Here is an 18,048-nt window from a genome sequence, read left to right as displayed (position 1 = left end):
ACCGGGGATCACCTCAGCCGGGTCCACCAGAGGGCCACCCCGCCGAGGACGATCAGCAGGCACATCACCGCGTTGCTCCGCCGGTAGTCCCGCAGGATCGCCGTGTACTCGCGGATCGTCGCGTTGGGCCAGAAGTACGCGGCCGTGGGCGCGCCCACCACCTGGCCCCGGATCCCGACCCGCCGGGCGGTGAGGGCGGCGCGGAAGGCGTGGTAGTTGTTCGTGACGATCACGCACCGGTATCCGGGAATCGCCTTCTCCATGAGCGCCGCGCTGAACCTCAGGTTCTCCTCCGTGGTGGTCGACCGGTCCTCCCGCTCGACGAGACCGGCGGGAAAGCCCTCGGCCACCAGGTGGTCCGCCATGGCGTGGGACTCGGGCAGGTCCTCGTCGGGCCCTTGCCCGCCCGAGGTGATGAGTACGGGGGAGCCGCCGCGCCGGGAGAGCCGTGCGTGGACCTCCCGCGCCCGCTTCAGCCGGCTCGCGAGCAGCGGCGGCACCGTCGACCCGCCGACGAGCCCCGAACCCAGCACCACCACGAAGTCGGCCCTGCGGCGCACCCACAGCCTTCCGTACAGGAACGCGTAGCAGACGAAGCAGAGGAAGAGGAACGAGAAGTAGAGCGCCAGCCCACCGGCCGTGGCCGCCACCGCGATCAGCACCGGGGTCCGCACCACGGCGGCGACGGCGAGCAGGGCGAGCACGGCGAGGATCGCCAGGGCGCACAGCAACGACAGCAGGTTGGACGGGCTCCGGCCCTCCTTGCGCAGCATCCGTACGCCGTTGACGAACAGGAAGTACGTCAGCACGAGGACGGCCAACGCACCCGGAACCAGCAGCGACACCGCCACGACCCGCGCCGAAGCGGCACCGGACGAGACGAGCCGGTACAGCAGACCCGCCAGGGCGCAGAGGGCCGCGAGCCCCAGGATCACCGCGTTGCTGAACCTGCGGCGCTCACGCGAGACACCCACGAAGAACGCGAGGAGAAGGAGCGCCGCCGGGGCGTAGACCACCATGCGCACAGCGTAGGCAGGGCGCGGATCCGGCGGACGGGGAGGTGGGCCGATTCCGGATCCGGCGAGGGCCGCCGGGATCCGGCGTGTCCTCCGGGGGCCCTGCGCCGTTGATCCGGCATGAAGAAGCGAAGCGCACTCGCCGTCCTCACGTTCGCCACCGGCGCGGTCATCGCCGCGCTCAGTCCGCACCCGGGAGACGGGGACGCGGCCCACGCGGCCGGGCAGCCCGTCTCGCTCGGAGCCCTCGACGCCGGCGGCCTGGGCGAACTGGTCGACGGCGCGGCCGGAGCCACGGCCTCCACCGCCTCCACGGTCATCGACACGGTGGCGGAAGCCCGCAACAGCTGAGGCGGGGACCGGTGCCGGTCCCCGCGGCGCACCGCGTGCCGGGGACCGGTCCGGCGTACCTCCGGCGTCAGGCGGTCGCCGCCCCCTCCCACGTCTCGGGCGCCCACACACCCGAGCGCTTGAGCGACGCCGGGCAGTGCAGATAGATCTCGTCGATGTCCACCACCAGCGCCAGATCCGGGCGCCTCCCCTTGACCGCCATGTCATCGAAGAACGGGGCGTCCGTGAGGATGCGCGCCCGCCCGTTGATCCGCAGCACCGTCATCGCGCCCGGTATCAGGTAGAGCAGGCCCACGTGCGGGTTGGCGAGGACGTTGTGGAAGCTGTCCCCGCGCCGGTTGCCCGGCAGGTCGGGCAGTACGAGGGTGCGGGAGTCCAGCACTCGGGTGAAACCCCGCTCGCCGCCGCGCGGGGAGGTGTCGCAGTTCCCCTCGGCGTCCGACGTGGACAACGCGCAGAACGGCGCGCGGGCCAGCAGGTCCAGATCGGCCTCGGTCAGCTCGTCGTGGACCTTGTCGATCACGATCGGCCACGGCTCGCCGAGGATCTCCCGCAGCTGTTCCGCCGACTCCAGGGGGACCGCCCCGGCCAGCGGGTCGCCACTCGGGGAGGGCAGGACGGCGGGGGCCGGGGACGCGGCGTTCGACAAGGGGCTCTCCGTACCTCGTTGACGCGGCCGCGAAGGCCGGCCGGCCAGAAAACACTGTTAGGCTAACCTTACTTATGCTCGCGGGCGCATCCCGTCCCGGGGGCCACGAGCAAAGGGTGAGGAACAGTGCGCAACCGCATGTCGCCGCCCCGGGCGTACCGGCTGTGAGCGGCACGGTCCTCCACGGAGCGCAGGAGCAGAAGACCGGGATACCCGAGCGGCGCCGCACGCGCAGCCGTCCCGCCCTGGCCCTCGGCCTCCTCGCCGCCCTGGCCGTCCTCCTGCTGACGGTGCTGGCGAGCCTCGCCGTCGGCTCGGGGGACGTCGCCTTCTCCGACGTGCTGCACGGGGTCCTCGACCCGGACCTCACGGTCAAGGGACAGCTCATCGTCCAGGAGGTCCGTATCCCGCGGACCGTCGCCGGTCTCATGGCCGGCGCCGCGCTGGGCCTCGCCGGCACGGTGATGCAGGGTGTCGCCCGCAATCCGCTCGCCGATCCTCAGCTCCTCGGCGTCAACGCGGGCGCGTCGGTCGCCGTGGTGTGCTCGATCAGCTTCTTCGGACTCACCCTCGCCACCCAGTACATCTGGTTCGGTTTCCTCGGCGCCCTGCTGGCCGCCCTCCTCGTCTACGGTGTCGGCTCGCTGGGCCGTGAGGGCGCCACCCCGGTCAAGCTCGCCCTGGCGGGTGCGGCGACCAGCGCGGTGCTGACCTCGGTGACCAGTGCGGTCCTGCTCCAGGACCGCGAGAGCTACGACCGCTTCCGCTTCTGGCAGCTCGGCGCGCTCACCGCCCGGGACGCCGAGGTGCTGTGGCAGGTGGCCCCCTTCATCGCCGTCGGCGCCGTCCTCGCACTGCTGCTCGGCCCGCAGCTCAACGCCCTCTCGCTCGGCGACGACCTGGCCCGCGGCCTCGGCCAGCGGGTCGGACTCGCCCGGCTGACGTCCGCGCTCGCCGTGGTGCTGCTGTGCGGCGCGGCGACCGTCGTGGCAGGCCCCATCGGTTTCGTCGGACTCGCCGTCCCGCACGCCGCCCGGCTGATCACCGGACCCGACTACCGCTGGGTGCTCCCGTACAGCATGGTGCTCGCCCCGGTCATGCTGCTCCTCGCCGACATCGTCGGCCGGGTCGTCGCCCCGCCGGGCGAGGTGCAGGTCGGCGTGGTCACCGCGGCCATCGGCTGTATCCCCTTCATCTGGCTCGTCCGGCGCAGGAAGCAGGTGGAGCTGTGACCGCGACCGTGCTCGAAGAACCGCACGCCGCCCGCGTCGAGGACGCCGTACGCGCGGTGAGGCGCACACGCGCCCGGGGCCGTAGGCGCTCCGTGCTGGTGGCCGCCGGTCTGCTGGCCGCCGTGGTGGCGATGTTCGCCCTCTCACTCTGCGTCGGCGACATGGTCATCCCGCTCCCGAAGGTCCTCGCGACCCTGACCGGGGGCGGCGACGGCGGATCGCAGTTCGTCCTGCTGGAACTCCGGCTGCCCCGCGCCCTGCTCGCGGTCCTCGTCGGCATGGGCTTCGGACTCTCCGGAGCCGTCTTCCAGTCCGTCCTGCGCAACCCGCTGGCCAGCCCCGACGTCATCGGCATCAGCTCCGGCGCGAGCGCCTTCGCCATCACCGCGTCGCTGCTCTTCCAGGTCAGCGGCCTCGCCCTGTCCGCGAGCGCGCTGGTCGGATCGGTGGCCGCGGGGGCGGCCATCTACCTCCTCGCGTGGCGCCAGGGCGTCGCGGGACAGCGGCTCGTACTGATCGGTGTGGGCTTCGGCACGGGACTGACCAGCGTGGTCTGGTACGTCATGGCGCGCTCCGACACCGTCGACGCCCAGGAGGCCTACCTGTGGCTGACGGGCACCCTCAACGGCCGCTCGTGGGGCCAGGTGTGGCCGCTGCTGGGCGTCCTCGCCGCCCTCGTGCCGCTCACCGCCCTGGCCGCCCGTTCGCTGGGGCCGCTGCAGCTGGGTGACGACGCGGCGGCCGGCCTCGGTGCCCGTGTCGAGCCGGGCCGACTGGCGCTGCTCGGCTGCGCGACCGCCCTCGCGGGCGTCGCCACCGCGGCGGCCGGCCCGGTCAACTTCGTGGCGTTCGTGGCCGGCCCGATCGCCCGCCGCCTGGTCCCCGGACGGGGAGCCGCCCTGCCGCACGCGGCGCTGACCGGAGCCCTGATCGTGCTGGTCGCGGACTTCGCCGGCCAGCACCTGCTGCCGTCGGTACAGCTTCCGGTCGGCATCGTGACCAGCATCATCGGAGCCCCGTACCTGCTCCTGCTCCTGGCCCGCGCCAACCGAGGCGGCACCGGTGGCTGACGCGCGTACGCCCGGCATGTCGAACGACCACAAGGAAAGGCGAGGCCGAGCCGTGGCTGAGCACACACTCCGAGCCGAGGGCGTCCGCCTCGGCTACGGCGACCGGGAGATCGTCTCCGGCCTGGACGTGACCGTCCCGCCGGGGCGGATCACCGTCATCGTGGGTCCCAACGCCTGCGGCAAGTCGACCCTGCTGCGGGCCATGGCGCGGCTGCTGACGCCTTCCGAGGGCGCCGTGCTGCTGGACGGCCGGAGCATCCAGGACATGCCGACCAAGGACGTCGCGGCCGTCCTCGGCATCCTCCCGCAGAGCCCGTCCGCTCCGGAGGGGATCACCGTCTCGGACCTGGTCGGCCGCGGCCGCTACCCGCACCAGGGGTGGTTCCGGCGCTGGACCTCCGAGGACGACGCGGCCGTCGCCCAGGCGCTGCTCTCCACCGGGACCCTGGAGCTCGCCGACCGTCCCGTGGACGAGCTGTCGGGCGGTCAGCGCCAGCGGGTGTGGATAGCCATGGCACTCTCGCAGCGCACGGACATCCTGCTGCTGGACGAGCCCACCACCTTCCTGGACGCCAGCCACCAGCTGGACGTGCTGGACCTGCTCACCGATCTGAACCACGAGCACGGCGTCACCATGGTCGCGGTCCTGCACGATCTGAACCTGGCCTGCCGCTACGCCGACCACATGGTCGCCATGAAGGACGGGCGGATCGTGGCGGAGGGCCGGCCGTCCGACATCGTCACCGAATCCCTGGTGGGCGAAGTCTTCGGGATGCGCTGCTCGGTGATGGAGGACCCGGCGTCGGCCACACCGATGGTGGTTCCGCTCGGCCGTCATCACGTCAGGGACACAATCAGCCGTCCCGCGTGAAGATGCTTGGTTAGGTGAGGCTATCCTCATGGCATGAACGATTCCGCTTCCCGTCCCCGTCGCCTCCGCCGTACGCCCGCCCTCATGGCGGGCGTCGTCGCGGCCCTGCTCGTCGGCCTGTCCGCCTGTGGCTCCTCCGACGACTCCACCGGCACCGACTCCGCCTCCTCCGACGGCGCGGCGAAGGGCGCCTTCCCCGCGAAGGTCGCGACCAAGTTCGGTGAGGTCACCGTCGACCAGGCTCCGAAGCGGATCGTCGCGCTCGGCTGGGGCGACGCCGAGACGGTCCTCGCGCTGGGCGGGCAGCCCGTCGGGGCGAGCGACTGGCTGGCGTTCGGCGGCGAGGGCGTCGGACCGTGGGCCAAGGGCATGTACGACAAGAGCCCCGAGATGATCGGCACGATGGAGCCGGAGTTCGAGAAGATCGCGGCCCTGCAGCCGGACCTCATCCTCGACACCAAGTCCAGCGGTGACCGGACGCGGTACGACACCCTGAGCAAGATCGCCCCCACGGTCGGCGTGCCCAAGGGCGGCGACCAGTACAAGATCTCCTGGGAGAAGCAGACCGAGATGGTCGCCGCCGCCATGGGCGTCCCGGAGAAGGGCGAGAAGCTGATCGCGGACAACGAGGCGAAGTTCGCCGACGCCGTGAAGGCCCACCCCGAGTTCAAGGGCAGCACGATCACCCTCGGCTCCCGCACCTCCGAGGGCTACGGCGCCTACGTCTCCGGCACCGGCCGCGTCGACTTCGTCGAGCGCCTCGGCTTCGAGAACAACCCGGCCGTGGAGGCAAAGGCCGGTGAGGGCTTCTCGATCTCCGTCTCCAAGGAGAACCTGGACCTCCTGGACGCCGACCTGACGGTCATGGCCCCGATCGGCATCCCGGCCACCGACATCAGCGGCGACCCGCTGTACAAGGCGGTCCCGTCGGTGAAGGCCGGACACTCCCTCGTCTTCGACGACCAGGGCATCAGCCAGGCCTTCGCCACCGACTCGGTCCTGTCGACCGTCTACGCCCTGGACAAGGTCGTCCCGCTCTTCGCCGAGAAGATGAAGTAGACACTCCCGTGACGCCCCACGCCCCTGGTGGCGTGGGGCACCGGCGAGTGACACCCTGAGCCGGTGGACCGTGACCGGATGGAGAAGCAACTGCTGGACGGCCTGACGGTCGACCACAGCAGGCCGGAGCAGCCGATCCTGCTGGACGACGAGGGCCGGCCGATCAAGACCTGGCGGGAGAACTACCCGTACGACCGCAAGGTCCGGCGCAAGGAGTACGAGCGCACCAAGCGGATCCTGCAGATCGAACTCCTCAAACTCCAGCGGTGGACCCGGGAGACCGGCGCCCGGGTCGTGGTGGTCTGCGAGGGCCGGGACGCGGCCGGCAAGGGCGGCACCATCCAGCGCTTCACCGAACGCCTCAACCCCCGCGGCGCGCGCATCGTGGCCCTGGACAAGCCGACCGACCGCGAGCGCGGCCAGTGGTACTTCCAGCGGTACGTCGCCCACCTGCCGGCCCCGGGCGAGATCGTCTTCTTCGACCGCTCCTGGTACAACCGGGCCGGCGTCGAACGCGTCATGGGCTTCTGCACCCAGCCCGAGTACGAACTCTTCCTCCGGCAGTGCCCCGCGTTCGAGCGGATGCTCGTCGATGACGGAGTCGTCGTCGTGAAGTTCTGGTTCTCCGTCTCCCGGGCCGAGCAGCGCACGCGTTTCGCCATCCGGCAGGTCGACCCCGTACGCCAGTGGAAGCTCTCACCCACGGACATCGACTCCCTCGACCGCTGGGACGACTACACCACGGCGAAGATCGACATGTTCCGCGCCACCGACACCGCGCACGCGCCCTGGACCGTGGTGAAGAGCAACGACAAGCGCCGGGCACGCCTCGAAGCGATGCGCAGCCTGCTCGCCCGCGTCGACTACACGGCGAAGGATCACGAGGCCGTCGGCCGCCCGGACCCGCTGATCGTGGGCGCCGCCCACACCCTCCTGGAGCCCGGCGAGGAGGACACCGCGCTCTCACCCACCCGCCTCGCCCCGAACACCGAGGGGCCGGGCGCCCATCCGTGAGCGTCTGCCGCCCCGGTTTCCCGGGCAGGCTGGGGAGATGATGTCCGAGAAGACCCCGGTGCTGGTCGACGTCAGGAAGTACGACGGCAGGGTGAGCGGGCGGTGGACCGCCGTGCGTCTGGGCGAGGACGAGCACGGCGTGTGGCTCGGCACGGCGCGGGGCGTGCCCGTCGAAGCGGCCAAGGGCGGCTGGACCAACCGCTTCGACCATGTGCTGCTCGTTCCGCGGGGCGAGTGGTGGATCGCCACGTTCTGCGCCGCACCCGGCCCCGAGCTGTACTGCGACGTGTGCACGGTGCCGGAGTGGAGCGGGGACGGGGCCACCACCGTGCTGCGGACGGTCGACCTCGATCTCGACGTCGTACGGCCCCAGGGCGGCGAGGCGTACACCAAGGACGAGGACGAGTTCGCCGAACACCGGGTGCGCTACGGCTATCCCGAAGGCGTCGCGGAGGCGGCCCTGCGGGCCTGCGCCCGGCTGGGTGAGGCGGCCCGGCGGGAGAGCGGAGTCGAACCCTTCGCCTCGGCGTACAAGGGCTGGCTGGAACTCGTCACCGGGTCTTCCGCGAACCGGGGGAGCGCGGAACGCTGACGTCGGCTCAGCCGCGCGCGGCGGTGACGTCGCCGTTGACGGTGGAGAGCGACATCTCGTGCCCTGACCCCTTCGCCGCCTCCGGGACGGTCACCGAACTGCGGCCGTTCCGGGCGGTCGCGGTGGTGAGGTAGCCGGGGGCGTCGTGGGGGAGCGTCACCCGGACCGAGCCGTTTGTGGTCGCCGCGGTCAGAGCGGCGGGCGAGGTCGCGCTCGCCACGGTGACGTCCCCGTTCACCGTCTCGGCGTGGAGCCGCCCCGAGTGCAGCGCCTCGGTGCGGACGGAACCGTTGCGGGTGACGAGCCGGACGGGAGCGTCGTCGCGGCCCGAACGGGTCACGGTCACATCGCCGTTGACGGTGGTCAGGTCCATCTCCGCCCCGATGCCGACGGCGTCGACTCCCGCGTTTCGCGCCGTCACCGTGACCGAGGCGCCGGAGGGCACGGCGATCACCGGCATCCGGGGACACGCGGGATCCTCGTGCCCGTCACGGTCCGTGCAGGACAGGTCGAGCGCCCAGTTCCGGTCGGACCGGGACCAGTGGGTCGTGACGTGCGGCGCGACGGCTGCCCGGTCGCTGTCCGCCGGGCGCAGCCGTACGCCGTTGTCGGTGGTGATCACCAGGTGCGAGCCCTGGGGCATCCGGGGTGCGGCCGCTCCGAGCCGCCCGTCCGGGACCCCGCCGTGACCGCCGCATGCCGCGACGAGGGGTGCGAGGGCCGCCAGCAGTGCGGCCGCTCGCCATCCGTGGGTGCGCATCCTGGTCTCCATGGCCGGTCGTCTTCCCGCGGACGGCAGATCCATGGCAGGAGCGAGGTGCCTCCGGTGGACGCCGTCCCGCACCAGGCTCCTCGGCCGGTGCGGGACGGCAGCGGTGCTCCGGGGGCTCAACGCCCCTGGAGGGACTTGACGTTGTCACCGAAGGTCCAGTTCTTCGAACCGTCCCAGTTGAGCGACCAGGTCATCAGGCCCTTGAGGCCGCTGGTGCCGTTCCACGCCTGGGCGACGAGCGAGGGCGCCATGTAGCCGCCGCCCGCCCCCGGCTGCGCGGGAAGCCCGGGCACCTGCTTGTCGTACGGCACCCGGATCGTGGTCCCCTGCACGACGAGTCCCTGGTCCAGGCAGTCGGTCTGGGCGGTGAAGCCCTGGACGGTGCCCGCCTCGTAGGAATCGCCCGAGCACCCGTACATGCTGCCGTTGTAGTACTGCATGTTCAGCCACCACAGCCGGCCGTTGTCGGCATACTTCTTGATGACCGGCAGGTAGGCGCCCCAGATCGAGCCGTAGGTCACGCTGCCGCCGGTGACGTAGGCGGTCTCGGGGGCCATGGTCAGGCCGAATCCGGCGGGCATCGCGGCGAGCACCCCGTCGATGATCCGGATCAGGTTGGCCTGCGAGGGGGAGAGGGTGTTGATGTCGCCGCTGCCGCTGAGCCCGGTCTCGATGTCGATGTCGATGCCGTCGAAGTTGTACGTCTTGAGGATGGGCACCACGGTCTCCACGAAGCGGTCGGCCACCGCCGAGGAGCTGAGGTCGATCCCCGCGGTCGCACCGCCGATGGAGAGCAGAGTGGTGAGCCCGCCCTCCTTCGCCCGGCACATCTCCTCGGGCGTCGGCACCTTGACGGTGGCGTCCATGCCGTCCTCCCACAGCACCGTGCCGTCCGAACGGATCACCGGGAAGGCCGCGTTGACCACGTTGTATCCGTGCTGCGGGATCTGCGGGTCGTCGATCGAGGTCCAGCCGAACGGCGGGTGGACGCCGTTGGCGGCGCCGTCCCAGTTCTCCCAGTACCCCTGGAGCACCTTGCCCTGCGGCTTGGTCTTCAGGGCGCAGGTGGCGGCGGCCGGGGACGCGTCGGCGGCGGAGGCCGCCGGCACCGTGCCGATGAGGGCCTGCGCGGCTCCTGCGGCGGCGAGCGCGACGGCCATGAGCCGGGCGGAGCGGGTGATTCCGGCCTTACGCCGCGTCGGTCGATCCATGGTGGGGGGGGCCTTTCTGTGGGCTGTGCCGGGGCACAGTGGGGGGACGCCGTGCCGTGCGGTACGCGTCCCCTCCCGTCCGGACCACGTACGGACCGGACGGGAGAGGGTGCGTACCACCGGCCGAGGCGGGGAGGCGCGCCGAGTCGGAGGGTCAGAAGGTGACGTCGGAGCAGGCGTAGAAGGCGTTGCCGGTGTCGGCGATGTTCCAGACACCGAGGATCAGATGGCGGCCGGACTTCTGCGGCAGCACCCCGTCGTGGCTCACGGTCGAGCCGGGCTGCTTGCCGCCGAAGGGCACGGTGAGGAAGGGCTGCGGGTCGAGATCGGCCCTGGTCAACGGCTTGGTGGGGTCGTAGCCGTCCTTGGTCACGTAGTAGCGGAAGTCGGTGGTGGCGTGCCGGGCGGTGATGCGCCAGACGAAGGTGTGGTTCTGCCCGGCGGTGAGCGCGGTGGCCGGCCAGCCTCCGTTCCGCGGGTCGTCCAGCTGGGAGAAGCGGCCGTTGCCGCCGGCGCAGATCTTCCCGTCGGCGGGGCCCTTGGCGGGGAACCCCTTCGGGCCTTCCACGCTCGGCGGTTCCCACTGGATCTGCCCGCACTTGCGCACGGTCCCGTTGCCGCACAACTGCTGGCGGCTCACGGGGGAGTCGGTGTAACCGTGGCCCTGTGCCGTGCCGGCCGTGGCGACGAACGTGCCGCCGACCAGCCCCAGGCCGAGAAGTAACGAGAGGATTCGTCTGCGCATCATCACGTGCTCCCGTGGTCGTGGTTTCCGTACTCGGTACGGACACCTGGCCTCCGGCGCGACTGCCTGGTGGAGCAGCGAACCTGTGCGGGTCGGCAGGGCGGGGAAGCGGAAGCCAGGCATCCGCTGCGGTCTAGACCAAAGCAGAGGCTAGCCCTGTCGATTCGACATGTCCATACCAATGTTTCGCCCCGGTGGACGGCCGCCCGGCCGGTCCCGGGCGTACGGGCCTGTCGCTCGAAGGGCGGGCGGGGCACGGCATGCGGACGCCCCCGGCCGGAGGCCGGAGGCGTCCCTGCGCGCGGTGTACGGTCCTTCAGCAGTCCACGGGCGTGGTGCCGACCGTCACGTCGTCGAACCACAGGGTGTCGTCGCCCGTCCCGTAGCTCTCCCAGCCCAGGCGCAGCGTGGTGGGCCGTGGCGGTGCGGTCCGGGAGAGCCACTGCTGGTCGATGTCCTGGGTGGGGGTGGTGTCCGCGTGCAGTCCCGGGATCAGCTCGTCGTCCAGCCAGGTGTCGAGGCCCGGCGCCGTGGTGTCGATCGAGAAGCGCAGACACTGCCAGCTGTCCGTGGGCAGCGGCCTGCTCAGGGACACGCCGACGGGGCTCTGAGCGGGGAGCGTGGCGTCGTCCACCTCCCGGTTCCACTGGAGGGCGCCGTTCTGTCCGCCCACGCGCAGGCTGCGCCCGCTCTGGGAGGCGTCCGGCAGCGAGACGAACGTGACATGGGCGGTGGGGAGCGCCGTCGTGTGCCGCACCCACATGCGTACGTGGATCACGGGGCCGGCCGAGGACAGGTCCGCCGTCGAGGCGACGAAGGCGTGGTTGCAGTAACCGGTCCCGCCGTCGACCCGCAGCGACCTGCTGCCGCTGTGCGCGACCTCGGTGTCCACGGCGGCCGTACCGGTGCCCTGGCAATCGGGCGCGGTGAACTGCCAGTCACCGGACGGGGTGGGGCCCGTCTGGTCCTCGAAATCCGAACAGACGAGGGCGTCGCCGCAGTCGGCGCCATGCGCGGACGCGGCGGTGAAGCCGGACGCGAGCAGCAGAAGGGCGGTCGCGAGGGCCGACACCCAGGGCCGGCGCGGTAATCGGACGAGTGGGGTGTGCACGTATACCTCCGAGGTGGGGGATGAGGGGTGCGGAGAGGTGATGTGGGCGGGGCCCGGGCGGCTGAAACGCCCGAGCCCCGCCCCGGGTCGTCAGCTGGTGGGGAAGTTGTCGGGAGTGCTGATCCGGTTCTTGAGCAGCGCTCCCGACTCGTTGAGCACGCCGCTGCTGCTGTAGTCGCCGCCATCGCAGGTGCCGGGCTTGAAGGCCGCGCTGCTCTCGGGTGCGTCGGAGTAGGTCCAGTTCGCGTAGCTGATCTTCAGCTGGTCCAGCAGGTCCAGCCAGGCGTTGGTGCTGCCGGTGTCCATCGCTCCGCCGCCCGTGGCGCTCACCGTGCCGAACTCGGTGACGAAGAGGGGCAGTCGGGCGGCCGCGCGGCTCAGGGTGGAGCGGTAGTTGTCCTTGTGGCTCGCGGCGTAGAAGTGGAACGCGTACATGATGTTGGTGGCGTTGACCGGGTTGTTGACGACCTCGCTCTCGCTGGATCCGTCGGAGACGCCCAGCGAGGACCAGCCACGGGTGCCGACGATCACGACGGCGTCCGGGTCGGCTGCCCTGACCACGGGGATGACCTGCTCGGCGTAGTTCTTGATGCCCGACCAGCTGACACCGTTGGGCTCGTTGGTGATCTCGTAGATGACGTTCGTCTTGTCGGCGTTGCGGGCGGCGACCGACGCGAAGAACGTTTTCGCGCGGGCCAGGTTGAAGTTCGGGTCACCCGGGGTCAGCGTGTGGAAGTCGATCAGCGCGTACATGCCGCGCGCCTCCGCCATGTCGACGAGGCTGTTCACCCGGCTGGTGAAGCCCGCCGGGTCGGTCTCGTAACCGTCCTCCTGGACGTACATGGAGATCCGCAGCAGGTCGGACTTCCAGTCGTTCGCCAGCGCGTCCAGGGAAGCGGCGTTGTAGCACTGGTCGAACCACTGGATGCCGTGGGTGCTCATGCCCCGCAGTTGTACGGGGCGGTCGTACTTGTTGCACAGGTTCACGCCGCAGACGTGCAGCTTGCCGTTGACGTCCACGGGAGTGCCGCCCTCGGTGGGGTCCGTCGGCGTGGGGTCGGGCGTCGGTGTGGGGTCGGGGTCGGGAGTCCCGACGGTGCCGGTGCAGGCGACCCCGTTGAGAGTGAACGCCGTGGGCTTCGGGTTGGCGCCGGTGAAGGTGCCCTGGAAACCCAGGTCGGCGGTCTGGCCCGTGGCCAGGGTGCGGTTCCAGTCGAGACCGGAGGCGGTGACCGCGGAACCGCTCTGGGACCAGGTCGCGTTCCAGCCCTGGCTCACCTTCTGGCCGGCGTCGGGCATGGTGAAGCGGAGCGTCCATCCGGCGACGGAGTCTCCCAGGTTGGTGATCTTCACACCTCCCTGGAAGCCGCCGCTCCACTGGCTCGCGACGGTGTACTCGACCTTGCAGCCGGATGCGGCGGAGGCCTGGGGGCCGAATGCCACCGCCACGCCCAGGGCGGTCACGAAGGCCGCCAGCAGGGCGAACAGGCGTTTCATGGTGTTCCTCCTCGTGCGGGAAGGGGGAGCTGTTCGACGGGAGAGCGTGGGAGCGCTCCCAGGGGTCCGTCGGCCCGGACCGTACACCGGTGGGACAAGGTGCGTACAGAGATTCGACAGGCATTCGACGAAAGAGGTGAGCGGGGGGTGGAACCACTCGTACCGGCGGTGTCCGTGCGGGTTTCGGCCGCCGGGGCGATGGTTCGAGGTGAGGAAAGGTCTGGTCAGCGCGGTTCGGCCGGCCCTTCGGCGGCCCAGGACGAGGTCCCGTGGACGGTGCGCGCCGAGACGACCCGGCACCCCATGCGTTCCACCGCCGCCAGCACGGCACGGCGGGCCTCCGCGCTCTCGCCGGGCGGGAACGCGGCCCGGAGCTGGTGGCCGTACGCCGTCTCGTAGGTCAGCAGCCAGCCCCTGCCGTCGACGGCGAAGTGGTCCTGCCGCGCGCCTTCGTGCTCGTAGCCGCCCCGGTCAGACGTGGGGGCGAGGGCGTCACGCAGGATACGAAGCCGCTCGGGGTACGGTCGCGGACCCTCGGTCAGCTGGACATAGACGTGGTCGAGCTCGACCGCGGGGTCGAACCACGGGGCGAGTCCGGGGTCGTGGTGCAGCAGTTCGGAGTTGACGCTCCGGCTCGTCAGCCCGTCGAGGAACGCCCCGGCCCCGCAGTCGAACCGCTCGTAGTCGTCGTCCCGGGACCAGATCACCACCGGCCACTCCTCCGGCGGCCCCTTGGTCAGCCAGCACACATGCGCGGAGCTCTCCGTGACGGCCCAGGCCAGCAGGCCGCCCGGCTCCGGGAAGAGCGGGTAGGGGTAGTCCTCGGGGAAGTCGTCGCGCAACGGGCCGTAGTCGTCCAGCAGATCAGCGGCCAGCCGGACGGGGTTGTCCTCGCCGAAAGGCGTACGCAGGCAGAGGGCGCCCCAGAAGTCGCCGCGTCCGTAGGTCTCGACCAGCCGCTTGTAGTCCTCGGGAAGACGGGTGCCCAACGCCTTCTCGCTCGCGCTCCAGTCGCCCAGCCCGTCCACAGGCGCGGCGGGCGGGCGCACCCGGCCTGTGATCCGGGCCAGGGCGTCGTCGGAGCACGGCACGCGGGTCAGCCCGTGGCGGCGGATGCGACGAACGCGGCCCAGGCGGCGGGGGGAACGGTCAGCACCGGACCGTCGGCGGACTTGGAGTCGCGGATGTGTACGGCGGAGGGGTGCGCGGAGGCCTCCGCGCGCTCGGCCCCGGGTTGGTAGGCGACCTCAAGGCAGTCGCCACCCTGGTCGCTGCTGTACGTCGACTTGAACCATGTGAGGGATGTGCCGCGAGCAGCGGGAGTCATGACTCTCCAAGCAGGTCGTCCAGTAGGCGCGCGCTGTTCTCGACGGAAAGCGCCTGCGATCGCAGCATCCCATATTTCTGCTGGAGCACACTCACGTCGTCCGGGTCGTCGTGCAGGACGCTGGTCAGCTGGCCCTCCACGTAGGCGAGATGATCGTGTTCCGGTGTCTCCAGCAGCACCATGGGGCCCGCCAGGCCGGCGTGCTTGGGGAGCCTCATGGGCATGATCTGGAGCCCCAGGAAGGGGAGTTCCATGCACCGTCTGAGGTGCTGAAGCTGCTCCCTGCGCACCTCGGCATCACCGACGACGCCGCGAAGGATGCTCTCCTCCAGCACGAAGTGCAGCATGGGGCGCGGTCGCCGCTCCAGCAGCCGTTGCCGTCCCAGCCGGGCCGCGACCCATTCCTCCCGCTGCTCCTCCTCCAGGGGCGGGTAGAGGCAGGAGAAGAGGAAGCGCGCGTAAGCCTCCGTTTGAAGAAGCCCCGGCACCACCTGGCTCTGGTACGACAGAAGCGTCACCGCCTCCTGCTCGTACTCCACGAAGTCCTGCGCAAAGGCCGGGAACCGCTCCCGCTGCGGCACTTTCGCCACCGCGACGGACAACACCCCCTTGGTGCCCAGGAGGTCATCCAACTGCTGTGCCAGATCCGCCTGGAGAGGCCGGCGGCCTTGCTCGATCGAGGCGATGGTGTCCTCGCCCACGCAGAAGCGGTCGGCCAGCGACGTCTGGGTGTGCCCGGCCGCCTTGCGGAACGCCGCGAGCTGGGCACCGATGACGTGCCAGGAGGTGACCCGCTTGTTCCTCTTCGTCGAGTGCATGCCGTGCCCCTCCCCGTACGCGGGTCCCGGCGGACCCGTCGGCGCTCGTACAAACACGGTGTACGAGCCCATGCGGTGACCCAGAGTAGTGGCGCCCTGTGAGAGTCGTCCTGTGAATGAACCGACACAACCCTCCTGTTTCCGCGAGGCGTTCTACCGGCGTGAGCGCGCATCCGTACCCCTCGCGCGGCAGTTCGTCCACCAGGCCCTGATCGACTGGGAGTACGAGGCGGACCACGGCGACGTCCTGCTCTGCGTCAGTGAACTCGCCACCAATGCGCTGATCCACGGCGTCCCTCCCGGCAGAGGCTTCAAGGTGCTGCTGGCCTGCGACGAGGTGCTTCGGATCGAGGTGCACGACAGTGGTGGCGGGCATGTCGCGGAGGACCCGGCCCCGGCGGTCCCCTGTGCCGAGTATGGACGCGGGCTGCTGCTCGTCGGCGCGCTCGCCGCGGCGTGGGGAGTGAGGGCGCGGGACCCGGGCAAGGCCGTCTGGTGCGAGTTCGCCGGTACGGCAGGGAGGCATGACGAAGAGGGGAGCGGGTCGCCCCTCCTCCGTGACAGGAGGTGACCGCCGTACGCGCGACGCACTGCAACGCGCCGGCCGCCCCTCCCCGGTGGGGTGAGGGGCGGCCGGCGCGCTCGGTCTTCCCGGGTCAGGCCGCGGGGGCGGCCTTGATGGCGGAGATGTCGAAGTTCAGCTTCACCTTGTCACCGACCAGCACGCCACCGGTCTCCAGTGCGGCGTTGTAGGTCAGGCCCCAGTCGGAGCGGAGGATCTCGGCGCTTCCCTCGAAGCCCACGCGCTGGTTGCCGTAGGGGTCGGTGGCCGACCCGTTGAACTCCAGGTCGATGGAGAGCGGCCGGGTGACGTCCTTGATCGTGAGGTCGCCGGTGATGCGGTACGCGTCCCCGCCGAGCTGCTCGGCGCCGGTGGACCGGAAGGTCATCAGGGGGAACTTCTCGGCGTCGAAGAAGTCGCCGCTGACGAGGTGACCGTCACGGTCCGAGATCCCGGTGTCGACGCTGGAGATCTTCACGTCGATGGTCGCGGTGGAGGCGGCCGGGTTCGAGCCGTCCAGTTCGAGCGTGCCCTCGTGCTCACCGAAGGAGCCGCGCACGTTGGTGACCATGGCGTGGCGCACGGTGAAACCGATGCTGCTGTGCGCCGGGTCGATCGTGTACGTGCCGGTCAGGGCCGCCAGCGCCGGGTCCACGGCGAGGGCGGCGGTGGTGGACGGGGCGGTGTTCTTGCGGTTGAACAGAGCCATGGCTCCTCCTCGGGACGGGTTCCGACGCGTTCCGCCGGGGCGGGCCGCCGAACGTTTGGTTTAACCTTCAACGAGATTCACTGTAGACCTCTTTTGTTCAAAGTTCAACATCAAGGGTCCAGGCCGGTCCGAAAGTCGCGGGGTGCGGCGCTCCGCACCCTGGCGGACGCGCGTAGAGCTGGGGCACTATCTCCCTGCCCCTAATTGTCATGAGCAGGAGGACTCCCCCCATGCTGACCCGTCCCCGATTCCGCTCGGTCCTGACCGCGCTCGCCCTCGTCCTCGGCGCCCTGTTCGCGCCCGGCGTGGGCGTCCTCGGCGGCGGTGCGACCGAGGCGCACGCCGTCACCAAGCTCACCCACTCCCAGGCGACCTCCCGCTTCTCCTCGTCCGGGATCACCTGGTCCTCGTCGGGTGGCTGTTCCAACCGGAACGTCTCCACCTGTACGTCCTTCGACCAGCTCAACCTCACCAGCGCCCAGGGCGCCCAGACCCTGAAGAGCGCCTCGGGCTGCGCGCTCAACATCACCGGAGGCACCGAGACCGGACACGCCAGCGGCACGTACTCGCACTGGAACGGCTACAAGCTCGACTTCGGCAAGACCACCTGCCTCACGAACTACGTGAAGGGCGTCTTCAGCTACATCGGCCTGCGGGGCGACGGCGCCCCCCAGTACAAGTCCGGCTCGGGCAACGTCTACGCCGACGAGGGCAACCACTGGGACGTGACCTACTACAACTGCGGCGGCTGCTGACCGCACGCACGCAGGCTCTCGTCCCGTTCCTACGGGGCGAGAGCCGGTCAGTCGAACCAGACGACCAGGCGGACGGACGCCGCGCCGTGGCGCTCGGCCAGGATCCGCATGACGGTGAGGACGGGGGACCACGTCGCGGTGTGCACGGTCTGGCGGCGGGTCAGGGGCTCGACCCTCAGCAGGACGTCGCCGTCCTGCCACTCCGTCCCCGACGGCCACCCTTCCCGGGGCGGCGTCAGCCCGGAGAACTCCGCGAGGCGGTCCACGGGGAAGGCCCGCTCCTCGAAGACCCACGCGTCGCCGGGGGAGCGCCGCCGGTAGCGGTGGAGGTACGTGTCCGGCCCGGGGGTCGCCTCGTCCCAGTCGGCCTCCGCCAGCTCCGCCCAGCTGATCCAGGTCGTGCTGTGGCCGAGGTGCGCACGGGCGACCGCCTCCGAGACGTCCCCGGGCAGTCCTCTCCCAGCGGCCAGCGGCTCGAGAGCCCCCTGGGGGTTCCGGACGCCGAACAGGCTGCCGAACGTGGCGTAGTCACGGGCGTCGTAGAGGTGGTCCAGCTCGATGGCGGGCTGCCAGAAGGGGGCGGGGCCGCCGTCGGCGGAGTACCCGTGGCGGCACTCGATGAACCCGTAGATGTCCGTACCCATGGCCGACATGGTGCGCCGGCCGTGGGGCGGACGGCGACCGGAT

Annotated in this window: 20 protein-coding genes and 1 pseudogene; 9 read left to right on the top strand and 12 right to left on the bottom strand. The window is 70.9% G+C overall.

The window, feature by feature from the left end:
• Positions 1 to 8 precede the first annotated feature (8 nt).
• Positions 9 to 1,019 (bottom strand): YdcF family protein, encoded by a 1,011-nt coding sequence (locus ACGFNN_RS09290; RefSeq protein ID WP_393554271.1) that lies wholly within the window; start codon positions 1,017 to 1,019, stop codon positions 9 to 11.
• A gap of 117 nt (positions 1,020 to 1,136) precedes the next feature.
• On the opposite strand from ACGFNN_RS09290, the gene ACGFNN_RS09285 reads away from it, so the two are divergent.
• Positions 1,137 to 1,367, top strand: a complete 231-nt coding sequence (locus ACGFNN_RS09285; protein ID WP_393554269.1) for a hypothetical protein — start codon at positions 1,137 to 1,139, stop codon at positions 1,365 to 1,367.
• Positions 1,368 to 1,434: 67 nt separating this feature from the next.
• On the opposite strand, the gene ACGFNN_RS09280 is transcribed toward ACGFNN_RS09285, so the two are convergent.
• Complete coding sequence (locus ACGFNN_RS09280; protein ID WP_393554267.1) at positions 1,435 to 2,016, bottom strand: MSMEG_1061 family FMN-dependent PPOX-type flavoprotein; 582 nt, start codon at positions 2,014 to 2,016, stop codon at positions 1,435 to 1,437.
• 164 nt (positions 2,017 to 2,180) lie between these two features.
• Between ACGFNN_RS09280 and ACGFNN_RS09275 the strand changes: the two genes are divergently transcribed.
• The 6 genes from ACGFNN_RS09275 to ACGFNN_RS09250 all read left to right on the top strand — a co-directional run bounded on the left by ACGFNN_RS09275 (position 2,181) and on the right by ACGFNN_RS09250 (position 7,854).
• Positions 2,181 to 3,248: a FecCD family ABC transporter permease gene (locus ACGFNN_RS09275; protein WP_393554265.1), complete on the top strand. Its 1,068-nt coding sequence runs from the start codon at positions 2,181 to 2,183 to the stop codon at positions 3,246 to 3,248.
• Positions 3,245 to 4,318, top strand: a complete 1,074-nt coding sequence (locus ACGFNN_RS09270; protein WP_393554262.1) for a FecCD family ABC transporter permease — start codon at positions 3,245 to 3,247, stop codon at positions 4,316 to 4,318. Before ACGFNN_RS09275 ends, ACGFNN_RS09270 begins: the two co-directional genes overlap by 4 nt.
• 16 nt (positions 4,319 to 4,334) lie before the next feature.
• Positions 4,335 to 5,189 carry an ABC transporter ATP-binding protein gene (locus ACGFNN_RS09265; protein WP_393555090.1) on the top strand — a complete coding sequence of 285 codons (855 nt, stop codon included), beginning with the start codon at positions 4,335 to 4,337 and terminating at the stop codon, positions 5,187 to 5,189.
• Positions 5,190 to 5,222: 33 nt separating this feature from the next.
• Positions 5,223 to 6,248, top strand: a complete 1,026-nt coding sequence (locus ACGFNN_RS09260) for an iron-siderophore ABC transporter substrate-binding protein (protein ID WP_393554260.1) — start codon at positions 5,223 to 5,225, stop codon at positions 6,246 to 6,248.
• Positions 6,249 to 6,326: 78 nt separating this feature from the next.
• On the top strand, positions 6,327 to 7,262 hold the full coding sequence (gene ppk2 / locus ACGFNN_RS09255) for a polyphosphate kinase 2 (RefSeq protein WP_362541745.1): 936 nt from the start codon (positions 6,327 to 6,329) through the stop codon (positions 7,260 to 7,262).
• Positions 7,263 to 7,302: 40 nt separating this feature from the next.
• Positions 7,303 to 7,854 carry a DUF402 domain-containing protein gene (locus tag ACGFNN_RS09250; RefSeq protein WP_393554258.1) on the top strand — a complete coding sequence of 184 codons (552 nt, stop codon included), beginning with the start codon at positions 7,303 to 7,305 and terminating at the stop codon, positions 7,852 to 7,854.
• Between the two features lie 7 nt (positions 7,855 to 7,861).
• On the opposite strand, the gene ACGFNN_RS09245 is transcribed toward ACGFNN_RS09250, so the two are convergent.
• From ACGFNN_RS09245 to ACGFNN_RS09210, 8 genes and pseudogenes are all read right to left on the bottom strand, one after another.
• On the bottom strand, positions 7,862 to 8,614 hold the full coding sequence (locus ACGFNN_RS09245) for a DUF4097 family beta strand repeat-containing protein (protein WP_393554256.1): 753 nt from the start codon (positions 8,612 to 8,614) through the stop codon (positions 7,862 to 7,864).
• Positions 8,615 to 8,742: 128 nt separating this feature from the next.
• Positions 8,743 to 9,837 (bottom strand): chitinase, encoded by a 1,095-nt coding sequence (locus ACGFNN_RS09240; protein WP_393554254.1) that lies wholly within the window; start codon positions 9,835 to 9,837, stop codon positions 8,743 to 8,745.
• 154 nt (positions 9,838 to 9,991) lie between these two features.
• The gene (locus tag ACGFNN_RS09235) at positions 9,992 to 10,582 is read right to left on the bottom strand and encodes a lytic polysaccharide monooxygenase (RefSeq protein WP_393554252.1); all 591 of its coding nucleotides are present in this window, start codon (positions 10,580 to 10,582) and stop codon (positions 9,992 to 9,994) included.
• Positions 10,583 to 10,898: 316 nt separating this feature from the next.
• Positions 10,899 to 11,588 (bottom strand): annotated as a pseudogene (locus tag ACGFNN_RS09230) (cellulose-binding protein); the annotation flags it as partial.
• 195 nt (positions 11,589 to 11,783) lie between these two features.
• Positions 11,784 to 13,190: a cellulase family glycosylhydrolase gene (locus tag ACGFNN_RS09225; protein ID WP_393554251.1), complete on the bottom strand. Its 1,407-nt coding sequence runs from the start codon at positions 13,188 to 13,190 to the stop codon at positions 11,784 to 11,786.
• Positions 13,191 to 13,414: 224 nt separating this feature from the next.
• The gene (locus ACGFNN_RS09220; protein ID WP_393554250.1) at positions 13,415 to 14,281 is read right to left on the bottom strand and encodes an SMI1/KNR4 family protein; all 867 of its coding nucleotides are present in this window, start codon (positions 14,279 to 14,281) and stop codon (positions 13,415 to 13,417) included.
• Between the two features lie 5 nt (positions 14,282 to 14,286).
• Complete coding sequence (locus ACGFNN_RS09215) at positions 14,287 to 14,517, bottom strand: DUF397 domain-containing protein (protein ID WP_393554249.1); 231 nt, start codon at positions 14,515 to 14,517, stop codon at positions 14,287 to 14,289.
• A complete protein-coding gene (locus tag ACGFNN_RS09210) occupies positions 14,514 to 15,335 on the bottom strand; it encodes a helix-turn-helix domain-containing protein (RefSeq protein ID WP_393554248.1) in 822 nt (273 codons plus the stop codon). Before ACGFNN_RS09210 ends, ACGFNN_RS09215 begins: the two co-directional genes overlap by 4 nt.
• Positions 15,336 to 15,447: 112 nt before the next feature.
• Here ACGFNN_RS09210 and ACGFNN_RS09205 point away from each other — a divergent pair, with 112 nt between their 5' ends.
• Positions 15,448 to 15,906, top strand: a complete 459-nt coding sequence (locus tag ACGFNN_RS09205) for an ATP-binding protein (protein ID WP_393554247.1) — start codon at positions 15,448 to 15,450, stop codon at positions 15,904 to 15,906.
• An 85-nt stretch (positions 15,907 to 15,991) separates the two neighbouring features.
• On the opposite strand, the gene ACGFNN_RS09200 is transcribed toward ACGFNN_RS09205, so the two are convergent.
• Positions 15,992 to 16,606 carry a YceI family protein gene (locus ACGFNN_RS09200; protein ID WP_393554246.1) on the bottom strand — a complete coding sequence of 205 codons (615 nt, stop codon included), beginning with the start codon at positions 16,604 to 16,606 and terminating at the stop codon, positions 15,992 to 15,994.
• Between the two features lie 230 nt (positions 16,607 to 16,836).
• Between ACGFNN_RS09200 and ACGFNN_RS09195 the strand changes: the two genes are divergently transcribed.
• A complete protein-coding gene (locus ACGFNN_RS09195; RefSeq protein WP_362541712.1) occupies positions 16,837 to 17,361 on the top strand; it encodes a hypothetical protein in 525 nt (174 codons plus the stop codon).
• 47 nt (positions 17,362 to 17,408) lie between these two features.
• Here the strand turns inward: ACGFNN_RS09195 and ACGFNN_RS09190 are convergent, their stop codons facing one another.
• Positions 17,409 to 18,005, bottom strand: coding sequence for a hypothetical protein (locus ACGFNN_RS09190; RefSeq protein WP_393554244.1), 597 nt, complete (start codon positions 18,003 to 18,005; stop codon positions 17,409 to 17,411).
• Between the last annotated feature and the right edge of the window lie 43 nt (positions 18,006 to 18,048).

The sequence above is a fragment of the Streptomyces sp. NPDC048590 genome (assembly GCF_043199535.1).
Lineage (GTDB): Bacteria > Actinomycetota > Actinomycetes > Streptomycetales > Streptomycetaceae > Streptomyces.
Note: the sequence above shows the minus strand (reverse complement) of the source record. Positions and strands in the feature narration are given on the sequence as shown.